The sequence below is a fragment of the Actinophytocola sp. genome, assembly GCF_035712165.1.
Lineage (GTDB): Bacteria > Actinomycetota > Actinomycetes > Mycobacteriales > Pseudonocardiaceae > DASYTH01.
Genome location: NZ_DASTBH010000322.1, coordinates 1 through 14,582, shown reverse-complemented (window position 1 = coordinate 14,582; position 14,582 = coordinate 1). Strand labels below are relative to the sequence as shown.

The window sequence follows — 14,582 nt, the reverse complement described above, 5'->3', positions numbered from 1 at the left end:
CGAGCACGAACGTGACGCTGATCGGGGATGCGATCCACAGCATGACGCCGATGCAGGGGATCGGGGCGAACGTGGCGTTGCGGGACGCGGAGCTGTTGTGCCGCAACCTGGTGGCCGTGGCGCGGGGCGAGCGGGACGTGGTCGGCGCGATCGGCGACTACGAGCGGCAGATGCGCGAGTACGGGTTCAAGGCGGTCCGCGACTCGCTGCGCAGCGCGCAGCAGTTCGTCAGTGAGAGCCGGGCCAGCCGGTTCATGTTCAAGACCGTGCTACGGGTGTTCGACCTGGTTCCCCCGCTCAAGCGCCGGGCGTTCCGAAACTACGGAAATGACTGAGGATCAGGCCTTGCTGGCCAGGTACAGATCGCGCAGCAGGGCCGCCTCGGCGCCGTGGTGGATCAGCTCGTCCAGGATGTGCAGCGCGAACGAGCGGCGGGTCGACTCCGCGTAGAGGCCGCCCACCGGCCCGATCGGCTCCTGCAACGCCGGCTCGGCACAGGCGAGCAGCAGCCGGTGCCAGCTCGCGTAGGCCTGGTCGAGATGGATCAACACCTCGGCGGCGGTGCCGGCGTCGCCGCGCCGGCCGCGCCGGGGCGCGTCCGGCTGCCCCAGCCACGGTCCGGTGCGGTCCTCCCACAACAGATCCACGATGTGGCACAGGCGCCAGGCGAGCGTGGTGAACAGGCTGTGGTCACCCTGCTGGGCCGGCCCGTCCGAGCGGGCCAGACCCTCCACAGTGGACCGCACGGTGCGGCAGTCGGGCACCGGCTCCCAGAAGTACTCGGCGTCGGTCAGCCCGTCCATCCGCCGCCGAAACCGCTGCCAAACAAAGCCGAACAGCTCGATCAGGTCCTCATGCGACGAGTTCATGTGCCGACGGTAACCCGGCGCGGCCGCCGGGCACTCGACCCTGGTTCGAGCCCACCCCGAATCCGGTTCGCGACGATTCTGCTGTACCACAGCCGTCGAAGGGAGCTCCGGTGGATCAGGGACTGGCCGGCAAGCGGGTGCTCGTCACCGGTGGGACCAAAGGGATCGGTCGGGCCACCGTGCTGGCCCTCGCCGAGGCCGGGGCGGCCGTCGTCGCGGTGCACCGCACCGACAGCGAGGACGCGGCGAGCCTGGAGCGGGCGCTGAAGGAGATCGGCGGCCAGTTCCGCGTGGTCCGGGCGGACGTGACCAGCGGAGCCGAGGTCGCCCAGCTCGCCAAGACCTGCGGCGACGAGCTCGGCGGCCTGGACGCGGTGGTCAACAACGTCGGCGTGGACGGCCATGTGCCGTTCGGCGAGATGGTCGAGGAGGAGTGGCACCGGGTCGTCGACCACAACGTGACCTCCGCCTACCTGGTCACCCAGGCCATGCTGGAACTGCTGAGCGACGGGGCCTCGGTGGTCAACGTCGGGTCGTCGGTCGCGCTGCGCGGCCGGGTGCTCGGCGTGCACTACACCGCGTCCAAGGCGGCCCTGATCGGACTGACCCGCGCGCTGTGCAAGGAGTTGGGGCCGCGCGCGATCCGGGTCAACACGGTCGCCCCCGGGCTCACCGAGACCGAGCCGGGCGCCGGGCTGCCGCCGGCGGCCGTCGAGCGGATCGTCGGAATGACCGCCCTGGGCCGGATCTGCCAGCCGGAGGACGTCGCCGGTGCGGTCCTGTTCCTGGTCGGCGACACCTCCCGCTACATCAGCGGGGTCACCCTCAACGTGGACGGAGGCGTCTGATGCCTTTCGCGGCCATCACCTACCGGGTCAAGCCCGGGCACGAGGACGAGATCGCCGAGATCTTCGCCGGGTTCCAGCGGGTGAACCGGCCCGACTACCAGGACGGCCAGGGCGAGCAGGCGGGCCGGCTGCTCGGCACCGCCGTGTTCATCAAGGACGACGTGATGGTGCGGGTCATCCACTACGAGGGCGAGTTCGCCGCCATCGCCGGGCACATGGCCGCGCAGCGGGGCGTGCACCTGATCGAGGAGAAGCTCGCGCCGTACCTGGCCGAGCAGCGCGACACCAGCACCGCCGAGGGCTTCGGCGCCTACTTCCGGGACGCCACGATGCGGTGCATCTCCCAGTTGTCCGTCGACACCCACCGGGTCGGGGGCTGATCGTGGCTACCCGACCAGTCGCCGTCATCGGCCTCGGCGGGATGGGCTCCGGCATGGCCCGCGCGTTGCTCGACGCCGGGCACCAGGTCACCATCTACAACCGGACGGCCGCCAAGGCGCAGCCCCTGGTGCAGGCGGGCGCGGTGCTCGCCGCGTCGGCGGGCGACGCCGGGGCCGGCGCGCCGGTCGTGGTGCTCAGCCTGGCCGACGAGTACGCCGTCGAGGCGGTGCTGTTCGGTGAGGTGGTCGACCGGCTGGCGCCCGGCACCACGGTCGTGGACACCTCGACGGTCTCGCCGTCCTTCGCGCACAACACCGCGATCAGGCTGGCCGCCTCCGGCGTGCGCCGGGTCGAGGCGTGTGTGATCGGCAACCCGGCGATGGCCAGAACCGGCCAGCTGCGCGTGTTCGCCGCCGGCAACGAGTCCGATGTGGACGGTGTGCGGGACGTGCTCGGCGCGCTCAGCCAGGAGATCCGCTACCTCGGGCCGTCCGGCCGGGCCGGCACCCTCAAGCTCGCGTTCAACCTGCTGCTCGGGATCCAGACGGCGGCGCTGGCCGAGACCGTGTCGTTCGCCGAGTCCGCCGGGCTGGACCGCGAACTCCTGCTGGGCGCGCTGGACAACAGCGGCTGGCGCTCACCGATCCTGAGCTTCCGGGCGGAGTTCATGCGGCGCCGGGAGTACACCCCGGCCGGGTTCCGCACCGTGCTGATGCAGAAGGACCTGACCCTGGCCACCGAGGAGGCCGCGGTGCACGGCGTGGCCCTGCCGCTGGTCGCCGCGTCGGCGCGGCGGTTCGCCGAGGTGATCTCCGCCGGCCGGGGGGACGAGGACGCGGCGGTGGTCGCCGAGCTGGTGGCGAAGGCCGACCCGCCCTCGGCCAAGCTGATCGGCGAAGAGGAGTCGGCGGCGTGACGAGGGAGCGTCCATAATGGACATTTCAGTCGGGTTGCCGACCACGGTTCCCGGAGTCGACGGTCCCAGCCTCACCGGGTTCGCCCGGCGGGCCGAGGCGCACGGTTTCGCCGGGCTCGGCGTGCTGGACCGCCTGGTCTACGACAACTACGAACCGCTGATCGCGCTCGCCGCCGCGGCCGCCGTGACCGAGCGGATCCGGCTCACCACCTCGATCCTGATCGCGTCCTACCGGCCGAGTGCCACGCTGCTGGCCAAACAGCTGGCCACCATCGACCACATCTCGGGCGGCCGGCTCAGCGTGGGGCTCGCCGCGGGTGGCCGCGAGGACGACTACCTCGCCGCCGGCACCACCTACCACGACCGCGGCCGGCGGTTGGACGCGATCGTCGCGGAGCTGCGCGCGGTGTGGGCGGACGAGGGCCGGGTGCCCGGAATCGGCCCGACACCACCGAAAGGCGCGCCCCGGCTGCTGTTCGGCGGCCACTCCCCGGCCGCGATGCGCCGGGCCGCGGCGCACGGCGACGGCTGGATCGCCGGCGGCGGCTCGGTCACCGCCTACGCCGACCTGGTCCGGCAGTCCCTCCAGGCCTGGGCCGACGCCGGCCGCGAGGGCCGCCCGCACCTGGTGTCGCTGTGCTACGTCAGCCTCGGCCCGGACGGGGCGGCGCGGGCCGGCGACTACCTGCGGCACTACTACTCCTACGTGGGGCCGAAAGCGGAGTACCTGGCCCGGGGCGTGATCGCGGACGGCGGCCGGCTGCGCGACGCGGTCGCCGGCTACGCCGAGGCCGGCTGCGACGAGCTGATCCTGTTCCCCTGCGTGCCCGAGCCCGCCCAGGTCGACCTGCTGGCCGAGGCGGTGCCGCGGTGATCGTGGACGTGCTCGCCGTCCTCGTGGTGGTGACCAGCGGAGTGGTCGCGGGGGTGCTGTTCGGGTTCGCGGTGAGCGTGCTGCCCGCGTTCTTCGTCATGCCGACCGGGCGCTACATCTACTCCGCCGAGCTGATCGGGCGCAACTGGGACCCGATGATGCCGATCATCGTGCTCACCTCGCTGGCGGTGGACATCGTGCTGGCCGTGCTCGGCCCGCCCGGCGTGCCGCTGACCCTCTTCGTGCTGGGCGCCCTGCTGCTGGCCGGGGTGTCGGTGGTGTCGCACTGGTGCAACGTGCCGATCAACCGGGCGGTGAAGAAGGTCGACCCGGAGAACATTCCGGCCGACTGGCACGACCCGCGCCCGCTCTGGCGCCGGTTCCACTACCTGCGCACGGCGCTGGCCGTGCTGGCGGTGGCGGTCAACGCCACCGCCCTCGGCCTGCTCTGAGCTCAGGACGCGGCCGGCGTCTCCCAGTCCGGCTTGTACTGGTGCCGTGCCGCCGATCGCGGTCCGGTCAGGAAGCCGCCGGGGTGTCCCACTCCGGCTGATACTCGCTGAACTGGCTGATGTCGTGGTCGGCGTGCGTGGTGATCTGGACGTAGTTGCCGTCCGGGTCGGTCACGTAGGCGTGCCGGTCGCCCCAGGGCTGGTCCCGCGGCTCCACCAGCACCCGGGCGCCGGCCCGCGCCAGGTCCGCGACCACACCGTCGACGTCGGTGACGATGACCGTGATGTCGAACGCCCGGTTGGTCGTCCGGCCGACCTTGGGCAGCCCGGTCTGCTGCCGGATCACGTCGATCTGCGAGATCGTGAGGTAGAAGGTGCCGCGGTTCAGGCAGATGAACGCCGGCGGTGTGTCGCCGGTCGGCGGGAACCGGTAGGCCTCCTCGAACCCGACGCGCCGGTAGAAGGCGGCGGTCGCCTCGACGTCCGTGGCGTACAGGGTGGGCTGGCCGAGCCGGACATTGTTCGTACTGGTCACGGGGGCACGGTAGGCAGCCGGGATCGCGCCGCCGTCCAGGCCCGCTCGACGGCGGTGGGGTTCGAGTGGCTCGCGGCCCGCCCGCGAGTGTGGCCTGCCACGGTGAAGGTTGGTCCTTTTCGTCTTGTTCGCCGTGTGGCTACGACCGGGGAGTTGAATCGTGTACCCGACGGTTGACCTGCTCGACTTCATCTGTTCGCTGCTCCTGCTGCCGCTCTGGGTGGCGGCGGTCGTCGTGCTCGGACGGATGCACACCCGCAAGACCGTTCGCCGGATGCGGGTGCTGGCCAAGGCGGGGCACGTGCTGATCGTGATCGCCGGGGTCCTGGTGGCCGGCCGGATCGCCGCGTGCATCGGGCTGGCCACTCTGGACTGGATGTTCGTCAGCGACCGCAAGCTCGGCACCCTGACGTTCATGGTGCTGGCCACGATCCCGGTGCTGGCGCTCACGCTGCCCCGGCTGCGGCCGCTGCGGCGGCTGACCTACGACGACCGGGCCCAGGCCCCGACGGACGCGCAGCGCGCCGCGGCCTACGAACCCGCCCTGGTGCTTCCGGTCCAGGTGGCCGCGCTGGCCGCGCTGCCCGGCATGCTCGAGCGCTACCTGCCGCCCTACCAGGCCGCCGTGGCGACCTTTCTGGTCACCGCGGTGCTGCTGGGCCTGCTGAGCGCCGTCCTGGTGGTCCGGGCCCGCCGCCGGTACGCCCGGCTGGCCGGGGCGAACCCGAGCCTGCCGAGCCGGGGGCGGGTCCGGCTGGTCCGGCTCGGGGTGACGGCGGTGGTGCTCCTGGTGCTCGCGGCGCTGTCGATGGTCGGGATCCAGAACAGCGCGCTGCCCGAGACCTTCAGCATGATGCAGGGCAACCACGACTTCGGCGGCGGCGCGGAGTTCGACACCGCCGCGCACTCCGGGCACGCGGGCGGCGGACCCGGTTCGGCCGGCGGCGCCGGCGAGACGGTCAGCGTCGATCAGATGAAGGGGCCGCGGGACGGGGTGCCGGACCGCACGTTCACCCTCACCGCCGAGCCCAAGCAGGTGCGGCTCGGCTCCGGCGCGACGGTCGACGCGTGGACCTTCAACGGCCAGGTGCCCGGCCCGGAACTGCGGGTGCGGGAGGGTGACCTGGTCCAGGTCACCCTGGTCAACAAGCTTGCGGACATGCCGGTGACGATCCACTGGCACGGGGTGGACGTGCCCAACGGGGAGGACGGCGTCGCCGGAGTCACCCAGGACGCGGTCGCGCCCGGACAGAGCTACACCTACCGGTGGCGGGCCACGGAGACCGGCACCCGCTGGTACCACTCCCACCAGCAGGCCTCCGAGCAGGTGATCCGCGGGTTGTTCGGACCGCTGGTGATCGAGCCGCGGGAGCCGAAGCGGGCCGTGGACACCGACATCCCGGTGCTGCTGCACGACTGGGACACCGCCGACCGGGGCCGGGTCAGCACGCTCGGCGAGTCGGACACGCTGCAGCACCGGCCGCTCGCCCCGGGCACCAAAGTCCGGCTGCGCTTGATCAACTCCGGGCAGACCACCAAGTGGGTCACGGTGACCGGGGTGCCGTACCGGGTGACCGCCTACGACGGCACCGACCTCAACGAGCCGGGTGAGGTCAGCGGCGCCCGGCTCGAGCTGGGCGGGGCCAACCGCTACGACGTCGAGTTCACCATGCCGGCCACCCCGGTGCGGGTCGCCGAGGCGTCCTATCCCGACGCCGGAATCGCGTTCTCCGCCGACGGGCGCGGCGAGGTCGCGGCCGACACCTCGGGGCCGGTGCTGGACATGTTGGGCTACGGCGCGCCCGCGGCCACCCCGTTCGACGCCGGCAGCTCGTTCGACCGGACCTTCTCACTCGTGTTCGACGTCTGGCTCGGGTTCTACAACGGCGCGTTCGCGTTGCGCCAGACGATCAACGGCCAGGTGTTTCCGGATGCTCCCATGCACATGGTGCGGGAGGGCGAGCTGATCCGGATGACGTTCCTGAACCGGGGCGACGAGGACCATCCGATGCATATCCACGGGCACCATTTCCTGGTGCTCAGCAAGAATGGCAACCGACCGTCCGGGAGCCCGATCTGGCTGGACACCGTCAACGTCCGGCCCGGCGACCGCTACGAAATCGGGTTCCGGGCCGACAACCCCGGCGTGTGGATGGACCACTGCCACAACTTCCTGCACACCAGGCTCGGCATGGTGCTGCATCTCGCCTATCAGAACGTGAGCTCCCCCTACCAGGTCGGCGGCACCGCCCACAACCACCCAGATTAAGCGGATGTTCGTGGGAATTTCGTGCCCGACCACCGCCACCTCAGGGGACCGTGACGGCACCCAGCCACAATCCACCGGCCATCCGCACCGTTCCCCGGAACGCAACGACCGCATATAAATTCCGGAGAGGCGGAAACGGTGGTGCACCGCTCGGGTGCACCACCGTTTTCCGTGTGACCGTCAGGCGGCGAAGTCGGTCACGATCTCCTTGCGCTCGCTCAGGTTGAACTGGGTGCCCTCGTCGTCCTCGAAGGTGGTGGACAGGCCCCAGCTCTCCTCGACGATCTCGTCGACGAACTTGACGCCGCGCGCCTCGAGCTCGGCCCGCTTCTCGCGGACGTCCTCGCACCAGAACGCCAGGTAGGACAGCTGGCCAGCGGTGCTCGGCATGCCCTCGGGACGGGGCGCGACCACGATGCCGGCCCGCTGGTCCGGGGCAAGGATCTCGACCCAGTCCTGGCCGGGGCAGTCGCCGAAGTCGCGGTACAGGATAAAGCCCATCTTCTTCACCCAGAAGTCCCTGGCCTTTACCCGGTCATCCACGAACGTGAAAACCTTGTTGATGCCGGTAAGCATGTATGCGCCTCTCTCTGTACGGTTAACCGCGTGCAGAGTCAAGAGATACGGCGCTCAACTCGAGGCGTCGTCCAGGGCGACTCGGCGTAGCACCCATTTTCGAGCCGGCCGCGTTATAACTGGGGCGCACGTCTCGAATGGTCAACAATTCGACCCACCCTCGAGTGCTGGTTGCTACCATTACGTGTGAGGACTGACCATTCGCCGTCATAGTCATCTGTCACCGCTGGCAACCTGCTGAGCACGCAGAGGGAGCGAATAGCCCAATGACGACCACCACGCCCGAAGCCAACCAAGTCTGGGATGACGACTCGGCTGGACAAAACGCTTATCCGAAGCGCTGGCTCGCGCTGTTCGTATTGCTGGCGGCCGCATTCATGGACCTCCTGGACGCCACCATCGTCACGGTGGCGCTGCCCGCCATTCGAGCGGATCTCGGCGCCAGCTACGCGGCCACGCAGTGGCTGACAGCCGGCTACACGCTGGCCTTCGGCCTCGGTCTGATCACCGGTGGCCGGCTGGGCGACCGGTTCGGCCGCAAGCGGATCTTCATGGTGGGCATCGCGACGTTCACCGCCACCTCGGCGCTGTGCGGCCTGGCCCAGTCGCCGGAGATGCTGGTCGCCTCCCGGCTGCTGCAGGGCGCGGCCGCGGCGCTGATGGTGCCGCAGATCATGGCCACCGTGTTCGCCGTGTTCCCGCCCAAGGAGCGCGCCTCGGCCAGCGGCGCCTACGGCGCCATCGCCGGCCTGGCCGCGGTGGCCGGACCCCTGCTCGGCGGCCTGTTCGTCAGCTACGACGTGTTCGGCCTCGGCTGGCGCGGCATCTTCCTGGTCAACGTCCCGATCGGCATCATCGCCTTCTTCGCCGCCGGCGCCCTGGTGCCGGAGACCAAGTCCGACCGGCCGCTGAAGATGGACCTGATCGGCGTCGTGCTGATCACGCTCAGCCTGCTGATGCTGCTCTTCCCGCTGGTTCAGGGCACCGAGCAGGGCTGGCCGGCGTGGATGTTCCTGTCCCTGGTCGCCTGCCCGTTCGTGCTGGGCGTCTACGTGCTGCACGCCCGGGCCAAGGACCGCCGGGATGGTTCGGCGCTGGTTCCGTTGCGGCTGTTCAAGGATCGTGGGTTCACCGCCGGTCTGGTCGTGCTGCTGGTGCTGGACGCGGCGATGATCGGGTTCTCGGTGGCCCTGTCGATCCTGCTGCAGATCGGCTACGACTACAGCCCGATCAAGACCGGCCTGGCGTTCCTGCCCTGGGCGGTCGGCGGCGGCATCTCGGCCGGCATGGGCAACGCGATGGTGGCCAAGCTGGGCCGCAACGTGCCGGCGCTCGGCGCGATCATCATGGCGGTGTCCATGGTGTGGATCGCCTGGTCCACATCGGACGCCACGCTTGGCTGGCTCGAGCTGGTCCCCGGCCTGCTGCTGTTCGGTATCGGGATGGGCTTCCTGATCGGTCCGGCGTTCACCATCGCCGGCGCCAAGGTCGACTACAGCGATGCCGGCGCCGCGTCCGGTTCGCTGTCGGCGGCCCTGCAGATCGGCTCGGCGACCGGAGTGGCCGTGCTCGGTGTGCTGTTCTTCAACATCCTGGTCTCCGGCGCCGGCCAGTCCTTCGACGCCAAGGCCGGTCAGCTGCAGGGCGCCCTCACCAGCGCCGGGGTCAGCAGCGAGGCCGCCGCGGCGACCGTGTCCGGCACCCGCGACTGCTTCGTCGACCGCCTGGCCGCCAAGGACCCGGCCACGACGCCGGCCAGCTGCACCCAGGCGGCGGCGGCCAACCCCGCCGCGGGTCAGGCCATCGCCACGACCGCCAACCAGGCCAAGGCCGACGCCTTCAGTGAGGCGTTCCGCTTCTTCGTCTGGTTCGCCGCGGGCGCACTGGTCCTCACCGCACTGATCTGCCAACTGATGCCTCGCCGCATCGAACAGGCCAACGAGTGGGTCGTCGGCTGACCCACTTCCACCCCGAAGGCCCCGGCGGTGCTCCCCCCGCCGGGGCCTACTCATGCGAGTCGCTGACTCGACCATGCGAAAGTGCCGGAGCCGGCGAGCGGGTCGCCGGCTCCGGCACGGGTCAGGGTCAGAAGGCGATGTGGTGGTCGTAGAGGGCCGTGGTCTGGCCCACGGCCTTCTTCAGGAAGAGCGGCAGGATGAGGTCGCGCATGGCCCGGGCGACGGGGCCGGGGGTCTTCTGGGCGCCGGTCTGGCGGGTCTGGCGGATGACGTGGTCGACGCGGGGTTTGCGGTCGGCCTGGTAAGCCGCGCAGGCGTCGGCGATCGACGTGTTGTCCCGCAGGCACCGGGCCAGGGTGACCGCGTCCTCCAGGGCCATGCTGGCGCCCTGGCCGGTGTGCGGGGCCATGGCGTGGGCGGCGTCGCCGACGAGCACGAGCCGGCCCCGGCTCCAGGCCGGCACCGGTGGGGCCTCGTAGACGGCGAACCGGTCGACCTCGTCGCTCGCGGCCAGGATGTCCGGGATCGGCGCGTGGTCATCGCGGTGGACGGCCAGCAGGCGGTCCCGCCACTGGTCGGGGGTGAGGGACCGCACGGCGGCGTCGTCCGGGGCGGCGGAGTTCTGGAACCAGAACACCTTTCCCCCGGGGAGGGGTTGGTAGCCGAAGAACCCGCGCAGGCCGAACGTCATGCGCATGACGCCGTCGGCGGGCAGCCGGCCGGGCAGGTCGCTGTAGCCGCCGCAGTCGATGATGCCGGTGTAGGACGGCTCGGGCGCGTCCGGGGCCACCGCCCGACGGACCTGCGAGCGCAGCCCGTCGCAGCCGATCAGCAGGTCGCCCTCGGCGCGGGAACCGTCGTCGAACCGGGCGGTGACGGGGCCCGAGCCCGGATCCTCCACCGCGGTGAGGTTGCGGCCGAACTCGAGCGGCACACCGGTTCGGCGGGCCGCGTCGACCAGGATCCGTTGCAGCTCACCACGATCGACCAGAATGGTGTGCTCGGGGTTGATGCCGAGCTGGCGGCCCTTGTGGTTGTGGAACGCGATGCGCTCGGTGGGATGGGCGACCGTGAGCACCTCGTCGGCCAGGCCGAGGGTACGCAGCACGTCCAGGCCGTTGGGCGCCAGGTTGAACGAGCCGCCGCCACCGGAGACCGACTCGGACCGGCGCTCGTAGACGACCGGACGGAAACCGGCCCGGTGCAGGAACATCGCCAGCACCGGACCGGAAATTCCACACCCTATGATCAGCGCCCGCCGTGGCGAGTCAGCCATCGGATTGCTTCCGCGCCACCACGAGCGTGACGTCGTTGCCGATCGACCGGTGGGTCACCTCGTCGAAACCGGCTTCCCGCAACGACTCGGTGAACGGAGCCAGCCGGTAGTTCACCCCGTGCGGGGTCATCAGCTGCAGGTTCAGGCTGCGCACCAGGTTACGCAGGTAGCTGTCCGCGCCGTCGACGATGATCGGGTCCCAGACCAGGAACGCGCCGCCCGGTTTGACCGCCGGGAAGACGTTCTTGATCAGCGCCGCCCGCTGGTCGTCGGTCCAGTCCACCATGCAGTGCCCGATGGCCAGGACGTCGTGTCTGGGCAGCTCGTCGTTGAAGAAGTCCGCGCTGTGGAAGCGAAGCTTGCCGGTCATGCCGAGGTTGGCCATGTGCTCGTCGAACGCGGGCTCCAACTGCGGCAGGTCGAGCACCGTGCCGTCCAGATGCGGGTGCTGGCGCACGATGTGGGCCAGCACGTTGCCCCGGCAGCCGCCCAGCTCCAGCACCGAGCGGTGCGCGCCCCAGTCGAACGCCTCGGCCAGCGCGGGGATCAGCGGACGGCTGGCGTCCTCGGCCATGCTGACGAAGTCGCTCTTCTTCTCCTCGTTTCCGTAGAGCTGGTCGAACATGTCCTGCTCGCCGGTGTAGGTGGCCGCCTGGGGCTCGCCGGTGCGCAGCGCGTCGGCGAGCCGTCCCCAGGCCGGGTACATGACCCGGTTGGCTGCGGTCAGGAACCCGCCCATGTAGCCGTCACTCTGGCCGGGCACCAGAAAGCGTTGCACGGCTTCGGTGTTGGCGAAGGCGTCGCCGTCCCGCCGCAGCACGCCCAGCTCCACCAGCGCCAGCAGGAAATGCCCGGTGCCGCGCGGGTGCAGACCGAGCCGCGCCCGGATCCGCGGCTCGGTCACCGGACCGTCCGACAGCAGTTGGAACAGGCCGATCTCCAGGCCGGTCAGCACCAGCTTGGCCTGCTGGAAAGCCATCGCCTGGCCCAGCAGCGCTCCAGGATTGTCGGTCACGGCGCCTCAGCCCTTCAGGCCGGCCGCGCGTGCGACGACGTCGCCGAGCACCGCGTCCGGGTCCTCGACGAGCTCCGGAGAGCGCCAGGCGACGAACGCGTCCGGCCGCACCAGCACCGCGCCGGTGTTGGTCAGGCCGTAGGTCTGCGCCCAGTCCCAGTCGGTGGCGGTCAGGTCGCCGCCCTGGCCGACGATGTAGGCCTTGAGCGGGACGCCGGCCTCCTTGGCCGCCCGCTCGGCGGCGTCCGCCCATGCCTCGCCGCCGGGCGCGGCCAGCAGCACGAAGCTGTCCCAGAACAGGTCGATGGTGGAGATCCGCTCGCCGTCGCGGTCCAGCCACACGTGCGGCGCGCGGGTGCCGGGCTGGCCGGTGAGGGTCAGCTGCGGGGTGAGCGTCGGCGCGTCCGCCTCGACGCCGATGAGCGCGTCGGACTTGTAGCGGTAGCCCAACGTCACGATGATGTCGTCGACCATCTTCCGGGTGGTCTCCTCGTCGGCGTGGCCGTGCCGGATCCGGTTGCGCACCATGGCCTGCTCGGCCATCGCCTCGCCGACCCCGCGCCGTTCCGCGTCGTAGCTGTCCAGCAGCGCGTCGCCGGCCCAGCCCTTGAGCACCGCCGCCAGCTTCCAGGCCAGGTTGTGCGCGTCGTGGATGCCCGTGTTGGCGCCGAAACCGCCGGCCGGCGGGTGCACGTGCCCGGCGTCGCCGGCCAGGAAGACGCGGCCGATCCGGAACCGCTCGGCGACCAGTTGAGCGCCCTCCCACGGGACCTTGTCCATGATCTCGACGTGCATGTCGGCCTTGCCGGCCGCGGTGCGCACGATGTCGATGCAGCGCTCGTCGGTGAAGTCCGACGGCTTCTCGCCCTTGTCCGGGAAGTAGATCGGCGCGGCCAGCCACGGGTCGCAGCCGTGCAGCCGGGACAGGCCCATCAGCGTGCCGGGCGCGGCGGTCGCGTAGCAGAGGATGAACTTGCGTCCCTTGAACAGATCCTCGAGCTCGGGCGCCCGGAAGTAGATGGACAGCGCGTTGAACACGGTGCCCCGGCCGTCCCGCTTGACCTTGAGCGCCCGGCGGGTGAAGCTGCCGGCGCCGTCCGCGCCGACCAGGTAGTCGGCCCGGACCGTCTTGCGCTCGAACGTCTCGACGTGCTCGATGACCGCGGTGACGCCCTCGTCGTCCTGCTTGACGTCGATCAGGCGGGTCTCGAACTGCACATCGCAGCCGTTCTCCCCGGCCTTGGCCACCAGCACCTTCTCGTAGCGGTCCTGGCCGCAGCCCATCACCCGCTCGGGGCTGACCCGCGGGCCGTCCAGCGACGGGGCCTCCACCGTGATGGCGTCGTCGATCTCGGCGAAGGTCCGCACCTGGATGATGCCGCCCTCGAAGTAGGCGTGCGAGTCGCCCATCTCCAGCGCCCGGATGTCCGGCTGCAGACCGGCCGCGCGGAACAGTTCCATGGTGCGGGCCTGCAACCCGGGAGCGCGCGGAAGAGTCGAGGTCGCACCACGCTTCTCCACCAGCATCGTGTTCACGCCGTGGCGTCCGAGGAACAGAGCGGTGGACAGACCGACCGGCCCACCACCGACGATCAGCACCGGGACCTTCACGTCATACATGCTTTTTCCTCTGGTAGAAGGAGCCACGGGTCGGCCGGGCCGCCGGGCGAGGTACAGGTATGGAGGTACCGGAGCGAACTCGAGAATCCCTGGCGGGGGAAGCAGGAACCGGGATTTCCAACGGCTTTTGAGCGGACCACCAACGGCGGCGACCAGTCTGACCCGCGAGTCGGCATGGCGATCTCGCCACCCAAGCCGCCGTGGAAGGAGTCGTCCGCATGACGAGCATCGCCCCGGATACCAATACACCCGAAGGCATCCTGAGGCTGGGCAACCTGTTCTGTGACGCCAAGGCCGTGTTGACCGCGGTCGAGCTCGGGCTGTTCACCCTGCTGCACGACGGACCGCTCTCCGAGGAGGAGATCCGCGTCAAGCTCAACCTGCACGGGCGCGGGCTCGGTGACTGGCTGAACCTGGTCGGCGCACTCGGCCTGCTGACCGTGACCGACGGCCGCTACGCCAACGCGCCCGGCGCGGACCGCTACCTGGTCGCCGGCGGCCAGACCTACATCGGCGGCTTCCTGTTGCGCTCCAACCGGAATCTCTACCCTGCGTACGGCCGGCTGGACGAGGCGCTGCGCACCGGCCAGCAGCAGTCCGGCAGCGACTTCGACGAGGTCGTGCAGAACCCGAAGATCCTGGCCCAGTTCATCCACTCGATGGACGCCTTCACCCACGTGCTCGGCCCGCAGCTGATCGAGGCCTACGACGGTTGGGGCGACTACACCTCGGTGCTGGACATCGGCGGCTGCCGCGGCAACCTGTGCTCGCAGATCGTCAAGGCCCAGCCGCACCTCGAGGGCCACGTGTTCGACCTGCCGCAGATGGAGCCGTTCTTCGACGAGAAGGTCGCGCAGTACGGCCTGACCGGCCAGGTGCACTTCCACGGCGGGTCGTTCTTCGAGGACGGCGCGGAACTTCCGTCGACCGACATCGCTGTCATGGGCCACGTGCTGCACGACTGGGACTCCGACCAGCGCCGGTTCCTGGTGA

At 70.5% G+C, this 14,582-nt stretch carries 15 protein-coding genes; 9 read left to right on the top strand and 6 right to left on the bottom strand.

What is annotated here, in order from left to right:
* A partial coding sequence (locus VFO68_RS18140) for an FAD-dependent oxidoreductase (protein ID WP_325159495.1) occupies positions 1 to 335 on the top strand: 335 nt, incomplete at its 5' end.
* Between the two features lie 3 nt (positions 336 to 338).
* Here the strand turns inward: VFO68_RS18140 and VFO68_RS18135 are convergent.
* Positions 339 to 869, bottom strand: coding sequence for a DinB family protein (locus tag VFO68_RS18135; RefSeq protein ID WP_325159494.1), 531 nt, complete (start codon positions 867 to 869; stop codon positions 339 to 341).
* A gap of 110 nt (positions 870 to 979) precedes the next feature.
* Here VFO68_RS18135 and VFO68_RS18130 point away from each other — a divergent pair, with 110 nt between their 5' ends.
* From VFO68_RS18130 to VFO68_RS18110, 5 genes are read left to right on the top strand one after another with little or no spacing between them, the layout of a single operon-like run.
* Positions 980 to 1,717: an SDR family NAD(P)-dependent oxidoreductase gene (locus VFO68_RS18130; protein WP_325159493.1), complete on the top strand. Its 738-nt coding sequence runs from the start codon at positions 980 to 982 to the stop codon at positions 1,715 to 1,717.
* Positions 1,717 to 2,097, top strand: a complete 381-nt coding sequence (locus VFO68_RS18125; protein WP_325159492.1) for a SchA/CurD-like domain-containing protein — start codon at positions 1,717 to 1,719, stop codon at positions 2,095 to 2,097. Before VFO68_RS18130 ends, VFO68_RS18125 begins: the two co-directional genes overlap by 1 nt.
* 2 nt (positions 2,098 to 2,099) lie before the next feature.
* Complete coding sequence (locus VFO68_RS18120) at positions 2,100 to 3,014, top strand: NAD(P)-dependent oxidoreductase (RefSeq protein WP_325159491.1); 915 nt, start codon at positions 2,100 to 2,102, stop codon at positions 3,012 to 3,014.
* Between the two features lie 16 nt (positions 3,015 to 3,030).
* Positions 3,031 to 3,888: an LLM class flavin-dependent oxidoreductase gene (locus VFO68_RS18115; RefSeq protein ID WP_325159490.1), complete on the top strand. Its 858-nt coding sequence runs from the start codon at positions 3,031 to 3,033 to the stop codon at positions 3,886 to 3,888.
* Positions 3,885 to 4,340, top strand: coding sequence for a DUF1772 domain-containing protein (locus tag VFO68_RS18110; protein ID WP_325159489.1), 456 nt, complete (start codon positions 3,885 to 3,887; stop codon positions 4,338 to 4,340). Before VFO68_RS18115 ends, VFO68_RS18110 begins: the two co-directional genes overlap by 4 nt.
* 67 nt (positions 4,341 to 4,407) lie before the next feature.
* On the opposite strand, the gene VFO68_RS18105 is transcribed toward VFO68_RS18110, so the two are convergent.
* A complete protein-coding gene (locus tag VFO68_RS18105) occupies positions 4,408 to 4,875 on the bottom strand; it encodes a VOC family protein (protein WP_325159488.1) in 468 nt (155 codons plus the stop codon).
* 160 nt (positions 4,876 to 5,035) lie between these two features.
* On the opposite strand from VFO68_RS18105, the gene VFO68_RS18100 reads away from it, so the two are divergent.
* Positions 5,036 to 7,144, top strand: coding sequence for a multicopper oxidase family protein (locus VFO68_RS18100; protein ID WP_325159487.1), 2,109 nt, complete (start codon positions 5,036 to 5,038; stop codon positions 7,142 to 7,144).
* A gap of 180 nt (positions 7,145 to 7,324) precedes the next feature.
* On the opposite strand, the gene VFO68_RS18095 is transcribed toward VFO68_RS18100, so the two are convergent.
* Positions 7,325 to 7,720 carry a VOC family protein gene (locus VFO68_RS18095; protein WP_325159486.1) on the bottom strand — a complete coding sequence of 132 codons (396 nt, stop codon included), beginning with the start codon at positions 7,718 to 7,720 and terminating at the stop codon, positions 7,325 to 7,327.
* Positions 7,721 to 7,986: 266 nt separating this feature from the next.
* On the opposite strand from VFO68_RS18095, the gene VFO68_RS18090 reads away from it, so the two are divergent.
* A complete protein-coding gene (locus VFO68_RS18090; RefSeq protein ID WP_325159485.1) occupies positions 7,987 to 9,678 on the top strand; it encodes an MFS transporter in 1,692 nt (563 codons plus the stop codon).
* A gap of 127 nt (positions 9,679 to 9,805) precedes the next feature.
* Here VFO68_RS18090 and VFO68_RS18085 read toward each other — a convergent pair whose 3' ends face one another.
* The 3 genes from VFO68_RS18085 to VFO68_RS18075 are packed head-to-tail and all read right to left on the bottom strand — an operon-like array spanning position 9,806 to position 13,589.
* A complete protein-coding gene (locus VFO68_RS18085; protein WP_325159484.1) occupies positions 9,806 to 10,954 on the bottom strand; it encodes an FAD-dependent oxidoreductase in 1,149 nt (382 codons plus the stop codon).
* Complete coding sequence (locus tag VFO68_RS18080; RefSeq protein ID WP_325159483.1) at positions 10,947 to 11,969, bottom strand: methyltransferase; 1,023 nt, start codon at positions 11,967 to 11,969, stop codon at positions 10,947 to 10,949. The genes VFO68_RS18085 and VFO68_RS18080 overlap by 8 nt, the downstream gene beginning before the upstream one ends.
* A gap of 6 nt (positions 11,970 to 11,975) precedes the next feature.
* Positions 11,976 to 13,589, bottom strand: coding sequence for an FAD-dependent monooxygenase (locus VFO68_RS18075; protein WP_325159482.1), 1,614 nt, complete (start codon positions 13,587 to 13,589; stop codon positions 11,976 to 11,978).
* Positions 13,590 to 13,807: 218 nt separating this feature from the next.
* Here VFO68_RS18075 and VFO68_RS18070 point away from each other — a divergent pair.
* On the top strand, positions 13,808 to 14,582 hold a 775-nt coding region (locus VFO68_RS18070; protein ID WP_325159481.1), incomplete at its 3' end, for a methyltransferase.

Bases quoted from the DNA above. Each gene is read 5' to 3' on its own strand.
- VFO68_RS18115 (WP_325159490.1), top strand. From the start codon at position 3,031: ATGGACATTTCAGTCGGGTTGCCGACCACGGTTCCCGGAGTCGACGGT.
- VFO68_RS18125 (WP_325159492.1), top strand. From the start codon at position 1,717: ATGCCTTTCGCGGCCATCACCTACCGGGTCAAGCCCGGGCACGAGGAC.
- VFO68_RS18075 (WP_325159482.1), bottom strand. From the start codon at position 13,589: ATGTATGACGTGAAGGTCCCGGTGCTGATCGTCGGTGGTGGGCCGGTC.
- VFO68_RS18095 (WP_325159486.1), bottom strand. From the start codon at position 7,720: ATGCTTACCGGCATCAACAAGGTTTTCACGTTCGTGGATGACCGGGTA.
- VFO68_RS18085 (WP_325159484.1), bottom strand. From the start codon at position 10,954: ATGGCTGACTCGCCACGGCGGGCGCTGATCATAGGGTGTGGAATTTCC.
- VFO68_RS18090 (WP_325159485.1), top strand. From the start codon at position 7,987: ATGACGACCACCACGCCCGAAGCCAACCAAGTCTGGGATGACGACTCG.
- VFO68_RS18135 (WP_325159494.1), bottom strand. From the start codon at position 869: ATGAACTCGTCGCATGAGGACCTGATCGAGCTGTTCGGCTTTGTTTGG.